This is a genomic window from Bradyrhizobium sp. USDA 4449 (genome assembly GCF_054056275.1).
Map to the genome: position 1 here is coordinate 668,711 of NZ_JBSRYD010000001.1, position 18,177 is coordinate 686,887.

General features: G+C 64.9%; 14 protein-coding genes. 4 read left to right on the forward strand and 10 right to left on the reverse strand.

Annotation, left to right across the window (positions count from 1 at the left end; translation table 11 throughout):
- The first annotated feature begins 109 nt into the window (after positions 1–109).
- Together ACVIIW_RS03150 and ACVIIW_RS03155 are read left to right on the forward strand one after the other, a co-directional pair.
- Positions 110–649 (forward strand): VOC family protein, encoded by a 540-nt coding sequence (locus ACVIIW_RS03150; RefSeq protein ID WP_456699404.1) that lies wholly within the window; start codon positions 110–112, stop codon positions 647–649.
- 102 nt (positions 650–751) lie between these two features.
- Positions 752–1,564: a class I SAM-dependent methyltransferase gene (locus tag ACVIIW_RS03155; protein WP_456699405.1), complete on the forward strand. Its 813-nt coding sequence runs from the start codon at positions 752–754 to the stop codon at positions 1,562–1,564.
- A gap of 27 nt (positions 1,565–1,591) precedes the next feature.
- Here the strand turns inward: ACVIIW_RS03155 and ACVIIW_RS03160 are convergent, their stop codons facing one another.
- The 8 genes from ACVIIW_RS03160 to ACVIIW_RS03195 all read right to left on the reverse strand — a co-directional run bounded on the left by ACVIIW_RS03160 (position 1,592) and on the right by ACVIIW_RS03195 (position 11,375).
- Positions 1,592–3,151, reverse strand: a complete 1,560-nt coding sequence (locus ACVIIW_RS03160) for a L,D-transpeptidase family protein (RefSeq protein WP_456699406.1) — start codon at positions 3,149–3,151, stop codon at positions 1,592–1,594.
- 292 nt (positions 3,152–3,443) lie between these two features.
- Positions 3,444–4,139 carry an ABC transporter ATP-binding protein gene (locus tag ACVIIW_RS03165; RefSeq protein ID WP_456699407.1) on the reverse strand — a complete coding sequence of 232 codons (696 nt, stop codon included), beginning with the start codon at positions 4,137–4,139 and terminating at the stop codon, positions 3,444–3,446.
- Entirely contained in the window at positions 4,139–4,888 is a 750-nt protein-coding gene (locus tag ACVIIW_RS03170) for an ABC transporter ATP-binding protein (RefSeq protein WP_456705074.1), read from the reverse strand. Before ACVIIW_RS03170 ends, ACVIIW_RS03165 begins: the two co-directional genes overlap by 1 nt.
- Positions 4,889–4,896: 8 nt before the next feature.
- Positions 4,897–6,186 carry a branched-chain amino acid ABC transporter permease gene (locus tag ACVIIW_RS03175; protein ID WP_456699408.1) on the reverse strand — a complete coding sequence of 430 codons (1,290 nt, stop codon included), beginning with the start codon at positions 6,184–6,186 and terminating at the stop codon, positions 4,897–4,899.
- Positions 6,183–7,130, reverse strand: a complete 948-nt coding sequence (locus tag ACVIIW_RS03180) for a branched-chain amino acid ABC transporter permease (protein ID WP_456699409.1) — start codon at positions 7,128–7,130, stop codon at positions 6,183–6,185. The genes ACVIIW_RS03175 and ACVIIW_RS03180 overlap by 4 nt, the downstream gene beginning before the upstream one ends.
- Before the next feature lie 124 nt (positions 7,131–7,254).
- The gene (locus tag ACVIIW_RS03185; protein WP_456699410.1) at positions 7,255–8,487 is read right to left on the reverse strand and encodes a branched-chain amino acid ABC transporter substrate-binding protein; all 1,233 of its coding nucleotides are present in this window, start codon (positions 8,485–8,487) and stop codon (positions 7,255–7,257) included.
- A 216-nt stretch (positions 8,488–8,703) separates the two neighbouring features.
- On the reverse strand, positions 8,704–9,828 hold the full coding sequence (locus ACVIIW_RS03190) for a mandelate racemase/muconate lactonizing enzyme family protein (RefSeq protein ID WP_456699411.1): 1,125 nt from the start codon (positions 9,826–9,828) through the stop codon (positions 8,704–8,706).
- A 110-nt stretch (positions 9,829–9,938) separates the two neighbouring features.
- Complete coding sequence (locus ACVIIW_RS03195; protein ID WP_456699412.1) at positions 9,939–11,375, reverse strand: lipopolysaccharide biosynthesis protein; 1,437 nt, start codon at positions 11,373–11,375, stop codon at positions 9,939–9,941.
- A 254-nt stretch (positions 11,376–11,629) separates the two neighbouring features.
- Here ACVIIW_RS03195 and ACVIIW_RS03200 point away from each other — a divergent pair, with 254 nt between their 5' ends.
- On the forward strand, positions 11,630–12,718 hold the full coding sequence (locus ACVIIW_RS03200) for a glycosyltransferase (protein WP_456699413.1): 1,089 nt from the start codon (positions 11,630–11,632) through the stop codon (positions 12,716–12,718).
- Positions 12,719–12,821: 103 nt separating this feature from the next.
- A complete protein-coding gene (locus ACVIIW_RS03205; RefSeq protein ID WP_456699414.1) occupies positions 12,822–13,886 on the forward strand; it encodes an endo-1,4-beta-xylanase in 1,065 nt (354 codons plus the stop codon).
- Here ACVIIW_RS03205 and ACVIIW_RS03210 read toward each other — a convergent pair whose 3' ends face one another.
- Together ACVIIW_RS03210 and ACVIIW_RS03215 are read right to left on the reverse strand one after the other, a co-directional pair.
- The gene (locus ACVIIW_RS03210) at positions 13,887–14,681 is read right to left on the reverse strand and encodes a protein-L-isoaspartate O-methyltransferase family protein (protein ID WP_456699415.1); all 795 of its coding nucleotides are present in this window, start codon (positions 14,679–14,681) and stop codon (positions 13,887–13,889) included.
- Positions 14,678–18,139 carry an ATP-binding protein gene (locus ACVIIW_RS03215; protein WP_456699416.1) on the reverse strand — a complete coding sequence of 1,154 codons (3,462 nt, stop codon included), beginning with the start codon at positions 18,137–18,139 and terminating at the stop codon, positions 14,678–14,680. The genes ACVIIW_RS03210 and ACVIIW_RS03215 overlap by 4 nt, the downstream gene beginning before the upstream one ends.
- Positions 18,140–18,177: the final 38 nt, after the last annotated feature.

Here is an 18,177-nt window from a genome sequence, read left to right on the forward strand (position 1 = left end):
TCTCCCTTGGGTGGACAGCCATGCCTGTTGACTAACGACCGATCGTTTCGCTAGTCAACCGCCGCGACGATCGAGCTCAAGTGAGCGGGTCGACACCGGGAGCGCGGGCATGAGCCGCATCTTCGGCGCGGTGCGCCAGAACGGATATGTGGTGCGGGACATCCACGCCGCGATGACGCACTGGATCGACGTGATGGGCGTCGGTCCCTGGTATTACATGGACCGGGTCAAGACCGACTGGTTCCGTCATCGCGGCCAGGACTCTATCGTCGAGATGAGCATTGCGCTCGCCAATTCCGGCGATCTCCAGATCGAGCTGATCCAGCAGCGCAACGATGCGCCTTCGCTTTACAAGGAGTTTTTGGACGCCGGCCATGAAGGCCTCCAGCACATGTCGTACTGGAGCCACCACTACCAGGCGCTCTACGACAAGGCGATCGGGCTCGGCTACAGGATCGGCCACGAAGGCCAGATCGGCGGTGACAAGGGACGCTTCGCCTATTTCGACACGCAGGCGCATCCGGGCACGATCATCGAGATCTCCGACATCAGCGGCACCAAGGGACCGTTCTTCGAAAAGATAAGGCAGGCGGCTTTGAGCTGGGACGGCACGCGGCCGATCCGAGAAGTCGGTGGCGCGGCGTCATAGGCTTCCTCGCTCGCCGAACGACAGGACGAGCCACGCCGTTGCCGGCCGCGCGATCCGTGCTAGCGTGTCCCCCATCCCGTCCCAGAATTCGGCGAGGCAAGCATGTCTGCGACTGACAAGGTTTTCGCCGGCTCGGTCCCAATACTCTACGACGAATATCTGGTTCCGCTGATCTTCTCCGTCTATGCCGACGACCTTGCCAGACGCATCGCCGCGCTGTCGCCCACGGACCTGCTCGAGATCGCAGCAGGCACCGGGGCGGTGACGCGCGCCGTGGCGGCACGGCTGCCTGCCGATATCCGCTATGTCGCGACTGACCTCAACGAGCCGATGCTCGCGGTCGCAAAGCAGCGTCAGGCGGAAGATCCCCGCATGTCCTGGCGTCAGGCCGATGCGCTGGCCCTGCCCTTCGACGATTCCACGTTCGACGTCGTCTGCTGCCAGTTCGGCGCCATGTTCTTTCCGGATCGCAGCAAAGGTTACGCCGAGGCGCAGCGGGTGTTGAAGCCTGGTGGTACCTACCTGTTCAGTGTCTGGGACCGCATCGAGGACAATATGTTCGCGGATGATGCGACCGTCGCGCTCGGCAAGATCTTTCCCGACAATCCGCCGCTGTTCCTGGCGCGGACGCCGCACGGCTATCACGACAAGGCCGTCATCAAGGCCGATCTCGAACGCGCGGGCTTCAAGGCTATCTCGATCGAGACGCTGACAGCGATGAGCCGCGGGCCGAGCGCTGACTATGTCGCGATCGCGTATTGCCAGGGCACGCCGCTGCGCGGCGAAATCGAGGCCAGGGATGCAAGCAAGCTCGAGGCCGCGACCGACGCCGTTGCCGAGGCGATCCGAAAACGCCACGGCTCGGGGCCGGTTGAGGCGAAGATTCAGGCCTTGGTGATCACGGCACGGCCGTGAAGCGAGGCCGTGGACCTCATCAGGCGCTTACCAGAAGCTCCGCTGCATCGGCTGTGGCGGCTGAAAGTACTGGTACTGGCCGGCACGGCGGCGCGGACTGACGGGTTGCGGATCGCGCTGCCCAAAGAAGAAGAAGCCGTTTCCGCCGTAGCCGCCGCCCCAGCCATCGTCGCTCGCCATTTCCACCGGCGGCGCAGTCGGCTTGCGGGTGATGAAGCCGCCTTGCGGATGGTTGCTCAGCACCGCGACGAACTCCGTGCGGTAGTTTGTCTCGCCGCTGAGCGGCTCGTCCGAGACGATGATCGACGAGCGCGGCAACGCGGTCGGCCCGATACGATCCCACACCTCCTGCGGGATGGTGATGCGGTCGAGCGCGTCCTTGGCGCTATCGCCGTCGTCGATGGAGACGACGCTCCAGCGCAGGCCCTTGTCGCTCTTCGCCATGGCCGTGAAGATGTGCGTGCCGAGCGGCTGGTCGGGATTGCGGATGGTGACGGGAGCCTCGATGCTGGTGTCGAAGACCTCGCCACCGCCATCCGGCGCCGGCTGGTGCGTGTTGCGGCGCACGTAAAGCTTCTGCGTTGCACGGCTGATGTAGACCGAGACCGGCTCCATCGCGAGTTTTGCGTCCGTCGCGGCCTTCACGGCCTCGGCCTTCTTGGCCGCGGCGGCCTTGAAGGCCTCCTTGGTGGCGGCCACGGCATCACGCTTGGGCTGCGCGGCAGCCTTGGCGGCCTCGAGCTGGGTTGCGGCATCCGTAGCCTTGGTCGCAGCCTTCTGCTTCAGCTCGTCGGCCTTTGCCTTGGCCTGGTCGGTCCTGGCGTTCGCGACCAGCTTGTCGGCATAGGCGTTCTCGGCGTCGGCGCGGGCCTTCTGCTGCTCGAGCTTGCGCAGCGAAGCGGGCAGCGATTGCGCCTCCTTCGCTGCCGCTGCGGCGGCCTTCTTGGCTTCATCGGCCGCGCTGATGGCCTCCTCCGCCTCGGCGGAGAGCTTGTCGGCACGCGCCGGAACCGCAGCGATGGCCTCCTTGCTCGGCACAAACAGCGAGGGATGCGAGAAATCGACCGGAGCGGCGTCGTTCGGCGAGATGATGACGCGCATTCCGATGCTGGTCTTGTCGAACAGGCTCTCGGCGAAACCGAAAGGCATGCGCACGCAGCCGTGCGAGGCGGCGTAGCCGGGCAGCGGCCCGCCGTGCAACGCGATGCCGTTCCAGGTAATGCGCTGCATGTTCGGCATCCAGGCATCGTCATACATGGTCGAGTGGTGATCCCTGTCCTTCTCGACGACGGCAAAGACGCCGGCGGGCGTCTCGCGTCCGGTCGTGCCGGTCGAGACCGGCGCACGCAGGATCCAGCCCTCGGAATCGTAGAAGGTCACCTGCTGGCTCTTGAGCGACACGATCGCCATGATCGGCTCGCCCGCTTCGCGCGGCGCCACCGCCTCGGCGGCCTGGCGCGGCTGCTTGGCGGCGAGGATTTGGCTGGGGGCGGCCAGAGCGACCGCCGCCGCGAACATCACAATTCCGGGGCCCCCCCAACGCCGCATCACCCGATTGGACTGCGCCGTCGTCATCAGGTCTTTCATGCCATTCCCCGGTTGCCTGTCCGCACTTGGTCCATCATCGGTCACATTGCGATCTCTGGATTAAGAATTCGCAGCCACCATCCGTTCCGTATTTGGCGATATTCGGTCCGTTCCGCGACGAAACTCTCTTATACGAGCGTCCGCGTGGGCGGAAGGCGGTTCACGACCGAGCTGTCCGGAGCCGGCGGTGGCAGAGGCGGGCTGCGGCGGAATGTCCGCTTTTAGAGGGGGGCACAGGTGTGACCGGAATCACAGAGAATTGCGTCGGCAGCGCGCCGGAGTGCTGGTCGGGTCAAACCTCGAGCCATTCCTGCCGCACCGCGGCGTTGGCCTTGAGCTCGTCAGGCGTGCCCTCGAATACCACGCGGCCGTGGCCCATGATGTAGACGCGCTTGGAGATACGCATGGCGATCGACAGCTTCTGCTCGACCAGGAGAATGGCGACGCCGGCCTGCGCGATGCGCGCGATGAGATCGCCGACCTGCTGCACGATCAGCGGCGCGAGACCCTCGGTGGGCTCGTCGATCATGATCAGGTCGGGGTCGCCCATCAGCGTCCGGCACGTCGTCAGCATCTGCTTCTCGCCGCCGGACAGCACGCCCGCCGCCGTATCGGCGCGCGCGGCGAGATTCGGGAACATGTCGAGCATATCCTGGAGGCGCCATTTGCCGGGACGGCGCGTATCCTTGACACCGAGCACGAGATTTTGGCGAACCGTCAGGCTCGGGAAGATGTCGCGATGTTCAGGCACATAGCCGAGCCCGAGGCGCGCGATCTTGTAGCTCGGCAGGCCCGCGATGTCCTTGCCCTTGAAGCGGATCGTGCCTTGCGGGGCGACCTCACCCATGATCGCCTTGACCGTGGTGGAACGGCCGACGCCGTTGCGACCCAGCAGGCTCACGACCTCCCCGGCGCCGACGTCGAGGTCGACGCCCTGGAGGATGTGGCTCTTGCCGTAATAGGCGTGGAGATCCCTGACCTCGAGCATCAGTGCGCTTCCTCGCCGAGATAGGCTTCCTTGACCTTGGGATCGCGCCGGATCTCTTCCGGCGTGCCCGAGGCGATGATGTGGCCGTAGACCAGCACCGAGATGCGGTCGGCGAGACCGAACACGACGCTCATGTCGTGCTCGACGATGACGAGCGTCTTGCCTTCGGTCAGCCGGCGGATCAGTGCTACGGCACGGTCGGTCTCGGCGTGGCTCATGCCCGCGGTCGGCTCGTCCAGCATGACGACGGTGGCGCCGCTCGCGATGGTGATGCCGATCTCCAGCTCGCGCTGCTCGGCATAGGTGAGCAGCCCCGCCGGAACGTCACGCCGGTGCGTCAGATGAATATCGTCGAGAATCCGGGCCGTGCGCTCGCGCACTTCGCTCAGGCTGTCGACGTTCTTCCAGAACGCGTAGCGCTGTCCCGTCGCCCACAGCACGGCGCAACGGACGTTCTCCCACACCGTCATGCGCGCGAACACGTTGGTGACCTGGAACGAGCGCGACAGGCCGCGGCGGTTGATCTCGAACGGTCGAAGGCCGGAGATCAGAGCCCCGTTCAGCCTCACCTCGCCCGAGGTCGGCGGGATGTGGCCGCTGATCAGGTTGAAGGTCGTCGACTTGCCTGCGCCGTTCGGGCCGATGATGGCATGGCGCTCACCCTTGGCGACGCTGAGATTGAGATCGCGGATGATGCCGACATTGCCGAAGCGCTTTTCGACGGCACGGACTTCGATGGCTGCAGAGATCGCTCCGCTCATGCCAGATACCCCCGGTCACGCGCCACCGTCGCAGCCTTGTCCCATGCCTCCGCGATCCGCCGCCAGGCCAGCCGCGCGACGACGAAACCGCCGCCGACGAGAATTGCCGCGGCGAGCCAGGTCACCGGCGATGTCGCAATAAAGGGGACGCCGAACAGGTTGATGGGATCGCCGCCGGAGAAACGCGCGACGCTCTCGATTGCGAGGATCACGCCGCAAGCCAGGGCAACCGTCGGGACCACAGCGACGAGATAGGACGGGATCACCGTCCACAGCGTTCCGGCGCGGATCAGCGGCCGATGCATCATCACCAGGCCGGCAATGCCGCCCGGCGAGTACATCACGATGCCGATGAAGATGATGCCGAAATAGAGCTGCCAGGCCGTGGTGAGATTGGTCAGCCCCAGTTGCAGATAGGTGACGAGGATGGCGCCCAGGATCGGGCCGAAGAAGAATGCGGTACCGCCGATGAAGGTCGAGAACAGCACGAGGCCGGACTGGATCGCGCCGAGATAGGCGGAGTTCGCGATCTCGAAGTTGATCGCGGCCAGACCACCGGCGATGCCGGCGAAGAACCCGGCAAAGCAGAAGGCGATGTAGCGCACGACGTGCGGATCGTAGCCGATGAACTGGACGCGCTCCGGATTGTCGCGGACTGCGTTGCAGATCCGCCCGAGCGGCGTCCGCGTCAGCGCGTACATCGCGATCGCCGACAGCACGAGCCAGAACGCGATCAGGTAATAGACCTGAAGCTGCGGTCCGAACGACCAGCCCAGCATCTTCGGCAGCGCGGTGCGGTCCGTGGTGATGCCGGACTCGCCGCCGAACACCGAGCGCAGGATCAGCGAGGAGGACGCCACGAGTTCACCGATGCCGAGCGAGATCATCGCAAACACCGTGCCGGCGCGCTTGGTCATGACCCAGCCGATGATGACGGCAAAGGCGAGGCCGCCGAGCCCGCCGAACAACGGGATGAACGGCAGCGGGATCGGCCAGCCATGCGACACCACCGCATTCATCATGTGGCACGCGGCGAAACCGCCGAGCCCATAGTGCACGGCGTGGCCGAACGAGAGCAGGCCGGTCTGGCCAAGCAGGATGTTGTAGGACAGCGCGAACACGATCGCGATGCCGATCAGGCTGAACGAGGTCAGCGAGCCGCCCGACGGGAAAATCATCGGCAGCACGATCAGCGCGAGGATGCCGAGCAGCCAGACGCCGTAGAAGCGCAGGCCGGCAGCGGGCTCTGCCGCCATTTTGGAGGTCGAGGTCGCGGCAGTGGTCATGTTTCACGCGTCCCCATCAGGCCCATGGGGCGTACGATCAGAATGAGCACCAGCAGGACATAGGGAACGATGGGTGCGACCTGCGCGATCGTGACGTTCCAGATATCGGTGAGAACGGAGGGACCCGAGGACGGATCGAGAGGGCCGAAGGCACTCGCCAGCGAGCCATCGAGCGCCACTGCGAAGGTCTGGACCAGTCCGATGACGAGCGAGGCGATGAAGGCCCCAGGCAACGAGCCGAGCCCGCCGAACACGATGACCACGAACAGGATGGGCCCGAGCGAGGCGGCCATGTCGGACTGCGTCACCAAAGCAGGACCTGCAATGACGCCGGCAAGGCCGGCCAGCGCGCTACCGACCCCGAACACCGCCATGAAGACGCGTCCGACATTGTGGCCGAGATGCCCGACCATGTGCGGATGCGTCAGCGCCGCCTGCACGATGAGGCCGACGCGGGTGCGCTTGAGCACGATCAGCAGCGCCACGAAGATGATGACCGACACCGCCAGCATGAAGATCTTGTAGGCGGGATAGTTGGTCGAGAAGATCGTGAAGGCCGGGAAATCGAGCAGCGCCGGCACGCGATAGTCGAGCGGGCTCTTGCCCCAGATCATCGAGACGATCTCCTCGATCGCGAACGCCAGACCAAACGTCAGCAAGAGCTCGGCGACATGGCCGTGCTTGTGGGTGTTGCGCAGGCCATAGCGCTCCACCGCCATGCCGATGGCGCCGACCAGCAGCGGCGCCAGCACCAGCGCCGGCCAGAAGCCGATCCATTTCGTGAGCTGGAAGCCGAAGAAGGCGCCGAGCATGTAGAAGCTGGCATGAGCGAAGTTGAGCACGCCCATCATGCTGAAGATCACGGTCAGCCCGCTCGACAGCAGAAACAACAGCATGCCGAACAGCACGCCGTTCAGGGTCGAAATGACAATGAGTTCAAGCACAGCGCACTCATGGCTATCCGGTGCCGCCGGGCCCCGGTGAATATCGTCCAACCGATCAAGGCATTCCGGCCGCCGTCTTCCCGCAAGGCCGTAAGGGCTCGCGGGAAGATGACGTGCGTCGAGATTAGGGTCGCGTCATCTTGCAGGTCGTGGAGACCATGGCCTGCGGCGTATCAATGCGGGAGACGATATGCCAGCCCCAACCGGTATTTTCCTCGTCGAACGGCTCATTTGCGGCGGGCTTGCCGAAGGAGGAAATGTAGATCGGCTGGAAGAACTGGTGATCGTCCTTGCGCATGATGCCCTGGCCGCCATCGAGGACCTCGAACTTCATATCCTCGAGCGCCGCCGCGACCTTCACGGGGTCGATCGAGTTGGCCTTCTCGGCCGCCGCCTTGAACATGCGCATCTCGTTGACCGCACGCGGATACCAGAGCGACAAATTGACCTTGGCGCGGAAGGCTTTCTCGAACTCCATCGCGGCCTGGTTGCCCGAGTTGGGGATGCCTTCGCTGATCTGGAAGACCTGGTGATCGAGACCGGTCTGCTTGATCGCCGTGGGACCGCCGGCGCCGCCGGCGTAATACGTATACCAATTGACCTTCAGGCCGGCGTCGGCCGCAGCCTTGAGCAGCAGCGCGAAGTCCTGGCCCCAATTGCCGGTGACGACGCTGTCGGCGCCTGATGCCTTGATCTTGGCGATATAGGGCGAGAAGTCCGTGACCTTGAGCAGCGGATGCAACTCGTCGCCGACGATCTGGATGTCGGGCCGCTTTGCGGCCAGCATCTTGCGCGCGTCCGAGCGTACCGACTGGCCGAACGAATAGTCCTGGTTGATCAGGTACACTTTCTTGATCGACGGAACGTCCTTCATGTAGTTCGTGAGCGCTTCCATCTTGATGTCGGAGCTGGCGTCCCAACGGAAATGCCAGAAGCTGCACTTCTCGTTGGTCAGGCTCGGATCGACGGCGGCGTAGTTGAAATACAGGACTTCCTTGCCGGGATTGCGCGTGTTGTGCTTGGTGACGAAGTCTTCCAGTGCGGCGGCGACGGAAGAGCCGTTGCCCTGCGTGACGTAGTGGGCGCCGGCGTCGATCGCCTTCTGCGCCTGCACCAGGCTTTCCTGCGGATTGGTCTTGTTGTCCAGCGGCAGGATCTCGACCTTGTGGCCGAGGATACCGCCCTTGGCGTTCAGCTCGTCGGCCAGATACTGGAACGTCTTGAGACCACCCTCGCCGACGCTGGCGCCTCCGCCGGAGAGCGGATCGATATAGCCGATCTTGATCGTGTCCTCAGCCGACGCTGCATGACCGAGCATCGGGGCGATCACGGCAATGGCCAAAGTAAGCTTGCGCATCTTTTCGTTTCCTCGCTGGCTATCGACTTTAGTCGTTGGGCTTTTTTGCGCATGCTTCAGCGCAATTTCATGGCTCTAATGAGCAGAACGAACTGTGCTTTTCAAGCGCAACGGAACATGGCTGCGGCCACCCGCCATGAAATGTGATGCGGCTATCCGTCTCGTCCTTCCGCATTCCGCGACAAGGAATAGAACGCGAGCGGCAGACGGCGCGCGCTACAAGGTGCGATAGTCCGCGATCCGCGAAAGCTCGGGCGTGAAACCAAGTCCCGGTTCCTCGCCGAGGGCGATCATACCGTCTGTCACATCGGTGACGGCGCCGCAGAACAGATCGCGCAGCGGATTGTCGTTGGCATCGACCTCGAGCCAGCCGTCACCGCCGATGCCGGCGAGCAGATGCGCTGAGGCCAGCAGACCGATGCCGCCGCCGAGATAGTGCGGGCAGAAGGTCTTGCCCGATTGCAGAATGCCGCGTGCGAGGCCGGCGCAGGCGCTGAGGCCGCCCCATTTCGCGATATCGGGCTGAACCACGTCGAGCACGTCTTCAGCCAGGACTTCGCGGAATCCCTCCGCGCTGGAGATGTTCTCGCCCGCCGCAATCGGCATCGTCGCCTTCATACGCAGCTTGCGCCACTCCTCGCGCGGGCGGTCGGCGCGGATCGGCTCCTCCAGCCAGCGCAGATCGAACGGGGCAAGCCGCGGCAGCATCTGCAGCGCCTGATCGACCGACCAGCCCTGGTTTGCGTCGGTGGCGAGCATGCCCACTCCGACGACGGCGCGCAGCGCGGAGAGATTGGCAAGGTCGGTCTCGGCACCGAAACCGACCTTCAGCTTCAGCGCGCGATGGCCCCGCTCGAGCGCGGCCTCGGCCGTCCGCGCGGCGCCGCCGGGATTGATGCCACTGGCATAGACCTTGATCCTGCTTGACCGGCCTCCGAGCAGCCGCCACAGCGGCAAGCGCTGACGGCGCGCCGAGAGATCCCACAAAGCGAGATCGATTCCCGATATTCCTTGCGCAAACGGGCCGGGCTCCCCGCATTGAAGTGCGAGGACCTCGGTACCTCCGGTGAGAGCCTCGAAAGCTCGAGCGGGGTCGCTGAACTCGCGGCCAATGAGGCCCGGCGCAAGCACTTCATTGACCAGCCGGGCGCGATGTTCCGCGCCCGGTGCGGGGAAGTTGGACCAGGCCTCGCCCCATCCCTCGACCCCGTCTTCGTCAACGACGCGAACGAAGACGGCGGGACGGTTGAGCATCTTGCCGAACGACGTCACCACCGGCGTCGCCAGCGGATAGCGATAGCAGAACGCCTCGATCGAACGGATGGTGAAGCTATCAGTCATGATGCAGATCCTGCGAGACCACACGCAGGCTAGCATCTCAGTTGGTGCGCGCGAAGCCACCTTCGTGCCCGGCATCTGCGAAACCCGGAAGCGCGCCCTCCACGGCGTGCCTATGCACCCAGCGCCTTGCGATTGAACGTCCGCAGGAATCGCAGCGACAGCGTCCGCACATTCGCGACGTTCAGCAGCCACGCAGCAGTGGCGTAAGCAAGACCGCCGGCAAGGCTCACGGCGATCAGCGCCGCGATGCCGGTGCCACCGACCTGCGAGCGCGCGACGAAGATCGCCCCCGCCATGGCCGCGGCCGACGCCCCAACGCCGGCGAGCCTGGCGACGTCGAACGGCACGGGATGGGCGCGGTGCATCAGCCCGACGGCGACGGCAAAGCCGATCACTTCGGTTGCGAGCGTCGCCAGCGCCGCACCATGGATGCCGTAGCCTGCGACGAGCGCGACCATCAGCGCTGCGCTCACGACCAGCGTGAGGAACGACTGCGCCGCCAGCATGAAGGGCCGCTCGGCGAGCTGGAAGCTGAGCTGGACGTAGAATTGGTTGGCGATACCGAAGAAGCGGGCCAGCACCAGCATCGGCAGCAGCGCGGACACGCCGGCGCGAAAATCGACGCCGACGAGCGTGCCCGCGACCTGGTCTGCCGCGAGCGCAAGCCAGATCGCGACGGGCGCAACGACGACGAGCAGCAATTCGAGACTCTCGGTCAGCCGCTCCCGCGTCGCGCCACTGTCGTTCTCCGACAGAGAGCGGAACACCAGCGGCACGGTGGCCGCGGCAACGCTGCCGGCGATCATGACCATGAACTGGCGCGGCAGGTCGGCGGCAACGCCGAAAATGCCGGCGGCATCCTTGCCGAGCAGCCAGGCGACGATGAGCCGGTCGCTGGCCGAGTAGACCGCAACCGAGAGCCCTGCCAGCGTCAGCGGCAGACCGTAGCGTGCGAGCTGCATGAACTGGCTGCGCGAAAAGCCCGCGATCCTGGTGCGATCGCCGACGAGATTGAGAACGATGCCGGTGAGCGAGCCGAGGCCGAACGCCGCGAGCAGGCCCATGCCGCCCCACCCAACCCAGATTCCGAGCAGGCCGAAACCCACGCTCGACACGCTGCGCACGATCGAGATCGCCGCGAAGCGATAGGGCCGCAGCTTGGCGCGCTCGAACTCCTGGCCGACATCGACCGCATTCGACATGATCGCGACGAACATGCTGGCGAGCACCAGCTCGACACTGACATCGCTGCGGAACAGGAACACCAGTGGGGTCGCGGCGCACATGGCGACCACCGTGAGCGCGAAGGCGACCATGGCGGTGCCGCGAAAATCCACCTCTTGCGACATCGCCTGATAGCGCGACACCGACAGCTTGATCCAGACGAAGAAGATCGCGCCCAGAATGCCGGCGATGCTCATGCCGACGACATAGACGCCGTACTCCGCCGGGGTCAGCAGCCGCGTGTAGGCGGTGACCGCGAAGAAGCCCACCGCCGCAGGCAGGATATGGGCGACGAGATAGATGGAGAAATGGCGATTCAGCATGCGTGCACGGGACTGGCGGCGTTGAAATCGGCCGTTAATCAGGTGGAGGTGGCGTGGTGGTTCGACTGCGCCGCAGCATCTCGCAAGATAGTCATTTAACTCTGCAGATCGGCCACCGAATGGGGCGGCCCCGCCGCTTTCGCGCGTTAGCGTTAAATTTGCCCTGTCCTTGAACGGGCCGCAGCGATCACCGAAAAGAAACCATGATTTCAGGTCGTTGCCCGACCTTTGGTTAATGCGTGGACGTGACTAAGATGGACGTTGTCGAACGTTTACCGCCAAACCCGGCCTCCCTGCCCCATGGCGGGACGGACGCGTCGCTGGTCCCGGCGTCCCCTGCGGACGGGGGCGGGCGGATGACGCTCAATCTGTTCTTTGAGGAGCGGGACGACCGCTGGTTTCCAGGCGACCGCCACGTCCGGCCGCTGCTGCGGCGCATGCTGCTCGGCGAATCCTGGATCAGCGGTCAACGGCGCGTGTTCCTCAATCTCTGCGCCGGGCTCGACCGGGTCGGGATTCCTTATCGCCTCAACGACTACGGCTACATCCGCAAGCATCCGGAGGAACTCGCCTGCATTCTGGGACGCCCGTTCGTGCTCGATCGGTTCGCATGGAAGAACCCGCTCCTGCTCGGCGTCGTCATGTACAACCATCCCGTGGACGTACCCGCCCATCACGAGGCCCCGCTTACCCAAACCATCCTGGTGCCCTGCAACTGGTATGCGGAGATGTGCCGGCCATACTGGCCTGACGTCCAGGTGTGGCCGGTCGGCATCGAAACCGATCTGTGGACGCCAACGCCAGCCGCACAAAAGAGTGTTGACGTGCTGCTCTATGACAAGGTGCGCTGGGAACACGAGCGCTATGAGAGTGAGCTGATCGACCCGATCCGCCGGCATCTCGAAGCCGGCGGCCGCTCGGTCGAGGTGATCCGCTACGGCCAATACAAGGAAGACGACTACAGGGCCGCGCTGGCGCGCTGCCGCAGCATGGTCTTCCTCTGCGAACATGAGAGCCAGGGCATCGCCTGCCAGCAGGCGTTGTCCAGCGGCGTGCCCGTGTTCGCCTGGGATCGCGGCGGCCCATGGCAGGATCCGGAGTACTTCCCGGACCGCGTGAGGTACGAAGGCGGCGTGTCCTCGGTGCCCTATTTCGACCCACGCTGTGGCCGCACGTTCGTCGACGCGGTCGGCTTCGGCTCCGGCTGGAGCGAGTTCTGGTCGCATGTGAGCGCGGGCGACTTCGCACCTCGCGATTACGTGATGGACAATCTCACGCTCGAAAAGGGCGCGATGCACTATTACCGCATCGCTGAAGCGGTGATGCAACGCCAGCCGCGCTGAGACGGCCATCCGTGAAAGTTAACCCAACAACGGGAAACCACGGCGTCGCAAGGCACCGCTTGGTACGATGGCGCGTTGGTTCCGGAAGGACTGCAGCCACGCCATGAAGCTCGACAGACGCGAATTTCTCCTCGGCAGCGCCGCCACGCTCGCGGCCGGCACATCGGCATCGGCCCTGCCGGCACCGAAACTTGCGCAGCGCCGTCCAGGCTTTGGCGCGGCCGCGACGTTGTTGGATTTGCAAGCCGATTCGCGCCTAGGCGAAGCCATCAGCACCTATTGCACGCAGGTGGTGCCGGTACAGGAGCTGAAATGGCCGATGCTGCGGCCGGACGCGCACACCTTCGCTTTCGAGCGCGCCGACGCGATCTATGATTTCGCCCAGAAGAACGACATGACCATGCGCGGCCATACGCTGGCCTGGTATGCCGACATTCCTGACTGGACCAAGCAGATCAAGGATTCGAAGGGCGTCGAGCGCACCTACGTCGACCACATCAACACCGTCGTGTCCTATTACAAGGACAAGCTGACCTCGTGGGACGTCGTCAACGAGCCCATCCCTGACAATCCCAAGAGCGTCAAGGACCGGCGTGACACGTTCTGGACCCGGCATCTGGGCGATCGCTGGATTCCGCTGGCGTTCCGCACGGCCGCGGCAGCTGATCCCTACGTCAAGCTCGCGATCAACGAATACGACATCGAATCAGCGAAGGACTCGTTCATTGCCAAGCGCGCCGCCTATCGCAACCTCATCATGGATCTGCTGGATCAGGGCGTCCCGCTGCACGCGGTCGGGCTGCAATCGCATCTGCATGCCGAGCTCGAGATCGACACCCATGGGCTGGCCGAATTCGTCACCGAAGTTCGCTCGTGGGGCCTCGAGGTCTTCGTTACCGAGCTCGACGTCGACGACCAGAAGCTGACGGGTAGTCCTGCAGAGCGCGACGCCATCGTCGCCAAGCGCGTCGACGATCTCCTGACCGCGATCTCGACCAGCGGACCGGTCCGCTCGATCCTGACCTGGGGCATCTCCGACCGCTACTGCTGGATCAACGCGATGTTCAAGCGTCCGGACAAGCAGCCGAGCCGACCGCTGCCACTCGATGGCGAGTTCAAGCCGAAACCGTTCATGGACGTCATCAGCAAGTTCACGAAGGACGCGTGATCAACCATCCGACGGCAGTCCCTGCGCGATGTCGCGAAAGCGCAGCGGCGCCAGCGCGGAGGCGCGCTGCCACCAATCGGCGACGCGATCGTCGAGCGCGGTCACCCCGCGGCCCTGGCCGGGGAAAATCCGGATCTGCTGCACCGCTTCGGCCTCGAACCCCCTGCCCTTGCGCGTGATCTTGAGCGCGGTGCCTTCACGGTCCCGCTGCGTCAGCGGCACCAGCAGGCGGCCGCGCGGACGGAGCGAGGCAAGCCAGAGCGGATGCGGATGCGAGAAGCCGGCATGCACGATGATGATGTCGGCCGGCTCGCCGATGTCGCGGCAGCCATCGCCGTTGATGACCTCTACATTGGGGTAGGTGCGAAGGTAGGCCGCGGCGCGCGCTGCGAGCCGCGCGTCGCATTCGATGGCCTGCACCTTCCCCTTCGGCCCCACGATCTTCGAGAGGATCGCCGAGAAATAGCCGAGCCCGCAACCGATCTGGACCACGCGGTCCTTCTCGCCGATCCCCAGCACTTCGATGAAGTGCGCCCATAGGCTCGGCAAACCCGTGTCGAGCTTGCGGCGCGCGTCGATCGCGACCAGCACGTTGTCGTAGAGATGGATGGGATCCGCGTCGGAGGTCAGGCGGTAGCTGCGCGCTGCCTCGCTCTTGATGCGCCACGGCCCTTTCGCCAGAAAATCCTCGCGCGGCACCGTCGCAAGAGCATTCAGCAAGCGTGGCGAGGCAAGCCGCTCCCGCCTTGCGATCAGCGCGACATAGCGTGCACGCGCCGCGGAGAGGTCGCTCATTTCACCGGATCTGCCTGCGGGCGAGCCGGCATGTCACCACCGAGCTCGTGCACGAGCTGCATCGCGAGCTTCAGGTCCGGCGTCAGGAATCCCTCGTTGAACTTGCCGACGATCGGCAGCAGCAGAAGGCCGGCATGTTCGCGCTTGCCGGACTCGTGCGACAGCCGCGCGAGGCTCACGGCAGTTCTGAGCTCCCAGGACAGCGCGCCCTGCTTGCGCGCCGTCTCCAGCGACAGACAGAACAGATCTTCAGCCTCCTGCACCGAGAGCGGATTGCCGTCCGACATGGTGATCTCGCCTTGCAGGCGATAGACCTCGGCGAGGTAGGAGTGATCACCGGTCCGTCTTGCGGTCGCAAGCGCACCGTCCAGCGCGCGCAACGCAGCATCGCGCATGCCGACCTTGGCATAGGCTTCCGCGAGCAGACAGCGGAACCAGCAGCCGGCGAGCCAAGAATCCATCGCCTCATATTCGTCGAGGCCGCAGCGCATCTGGCTGATACCCTCGTCGGCTTCGCCGAGGTGGGTCAGCGCCCAGCCGCGCAGGATCGCGGCCTGCTGCTTCCAGTGCAGGAAATTGTGCTCGGTGGCGATGATCATGGCGCGGTTGGCGTGGTCGCGCGTGCCCTCGATATCGCGCAGATGCTGGCACAGATAGGCGCCGAACACCAACGCGAAGGCGAGCGAGAAGGGATGGCGGATCTTCTCCGCAAGCAGGATCGCCTGCTCGCTGTGCTGGCGCGCCGCGTCGGGCCGGCCAAGGAACCAGAGCAGATAGCCGAGATAGGACAGCGAAACGACGCCAGGATCCGTGCCGTGACGCTCCATCAGGTCGGAGTGCAGATCGGGACTATAGAGATCGATGCACCGATTCAGGTGATGCTGCGCGGCGGCGAAGCGGCCCCGGTAGAGCATGGTCATCGCGATCGAGCGGTGCGCCTCGATCAGATAGCCGGTTTGCTGCGCCGGTTCCGCCTCGTTGAGCCGCTCACGGTTGGCGAATTTCCACAGCTCGACGCTGAGGTCGTGCGCGCGGGTCAGATCGGCGCGGATGAAATGGCAGACCCAGAGCCCGCGGGTCGCGGCAAAAGCCTTTTCGTCGTCTTCGAGCTGCTGGCCGAGCTCGAGCGCGCGGATATAGTTCTCCTCGACCTCCTGCACGGCGTAGCCCTTGGCGGCGATCAGCGCGTTGCCGAGCGCGATCCGCAGCTCGAGCTCCATCTCGTCGGCGCCCTGCATCCGTGGATTGGCCTGCACGACGCTGAGGCCGCGGCGGAGATGGCCGATCGCCTCGAGATTGGCGCCGCTCTTGGCCGCCTGCTTGCCGGCCTTGAGCCAGAAGCTCGCGGCGCCTTCGCTCTGGCCGGACTCGGTCAGATGATGAGCGAGCAGCTCCGGCTCGCGCTCGGTCTTCTCCGGATACATTTCGGCGAGAACATGCGCGATGCTGGCATGCAGCTTGCGCCGCTCGCTGTGCAACAGGCTCGCATGGGCTGCGTTCTGGATCATCACGTGCTTGAAGGAGTAGAGCGCATCGGGCGGATGGCCGCGGCGCACGATCAGCCCGGCCTCCTCCAGATGAGCGAGCGCCGCCTCGATCTGCTCCGCCGGCGTGTTGGCGACTGCGTGCAGGGTCTCGTAGGAAAATTCGCGACCGATGGTGGCGCCGATCTGTGCGATGCGCTTGAACGGCCCCATCCGGTCCAGACGCGCCATCAGCGAGTCCGTCAACGTCGCCGGGATCGCGAGCTGCCGCCATGGGCCCGACAGCACGTAGCGCCCGTGGCGTTCGGTCAGGAGGTTGGATTCGAGAACCGTCTTGGTCAGCTCCTCCAGAAACAAGGGCACGCCGTCGGTCTTGACGATGATCTCCTCGACGACCTCCTTGGGAAGCTCGCGGCCTGCAACGCGCTCGACCAGCGTCGTGCGCAGCGGCCGGCTCAACCGGTTCAGCACCAGCGTCGTGACATGCGAATGCGCGTTCCAGCTCGGCTGGAATTCCGAGCGCGCGGTGATGATGGTCAGGATCGGCCGGTTCTGCACCCGGTCGACCAGCAGGTCCACCACCTCGCGCGAGGTCGGATCGATCCAGTGCAGATCCTCGAAGGCCATCACCAGCGGCATCTCGCGCGCGAGCCCCAGGAAGTGGTTGACCAGCGCAGCGACAGTCGCGTCCTTCTGCTGCTGCGGCGACAGGTTCAGCGGTGGATAGCGCTCCCCGGTCGGGATCGACAGGAGCGCGGCAAACAGCGGCGCGACTTGCTCGATGTCACCATGCGCAGTGGTGATCGCATTCTCCAGACCCGTCAGAGACAGTGCGGAGACGTCCTCGCGATCGAGGCCAAGGGAAAATTTCAGCTGTTCGACGAACGGATAGAAAGCGGTTGACGTGTAATAGGGCGAGCACTGGAACGAGACCTGTCCATGCCGGTCGCCTGCGATCCGCTCAAAAATCTCCTGGATGATACGCGACTTGCCGATGCCGGGCTCGCCGAACTTGACGACGACCTGGCCGTCGCCCTCCTTGACCTGCTGCCAGCGCCCCATCAGCAGCGCGATTTCCTCCTCGCGATTGACCAGCGGGGTCAGCCGCTTGCCCATGGCGGCCGCAAAGCGGGTCTCCACCCGCGTGGCGCGCACGACGTGCCAGGCCTGGGTCTTTTCCGAGATGCCCTTCAATGAATGAGTGCCGAGATTGCGATAATCGAACTTGCCCTTGAGCAAGGATTGCGTCGAGCTCGAGATCACGACTCCGTTGGGCGGCGCCAGCGCCTGCAGGCGCGCGGCAAGATTCACCGTCTCGCCGACCGCCGAATCGCGCTCTTCGGTGCCCTGACCCACGAGATCGCCGACCACGACGAGGCCGGTCGCGATTCCGATGCGAACGGCGGGCGCGTGACTGAGCGCGCCGCGCGGCTCGATCGCACGAGCTGTCGACAATACCCGTACGATCTCGAGGCCAGCGCGCACCGAGCGCTCGGCGTCGTCCTCATGTGCGGTTGGGTAGCCGAAATAGACCAGGATGCCGTCACCGACGAAGCGCGCGGCGAAACCTTCGTAATGCTTGACCACGCGCACGCAGGTCTCGCGGAAGCTCGCGATCATGTCGCGCACGTCTTCGGGGTCGAACTGGGCGGACAGCGCGGTGGAATCCACCATGTCGCAGAACATGGTGGTGAGCTGACGCCGCTCGGCGCCGACCTCCGCACGGGTCTGGGGACGTGGGGCTGCGGCCGGCATCTGCGCCGTCTCGGCCTGCACCAGCGCGGCCATTGCCCGTTGCAGCCGCTTGCGATCGCCGAGTGGCAGTCCAAGCTCGGCAAGGTCAGCCTCGGTCAGGTCGGTCATGACGTCGAGGTCGAGGCGATGTTGCGCGAACAGATCGGTGTAGTGGCCGAGGCCGACGCCTTCGAGCCAGCTCTTCAACCCGACTTCCGTCCCCGGCTCTTTCTCCAGCATGGTGATTCCACCCCGACACTCCCTCCGCCGAAGGGATA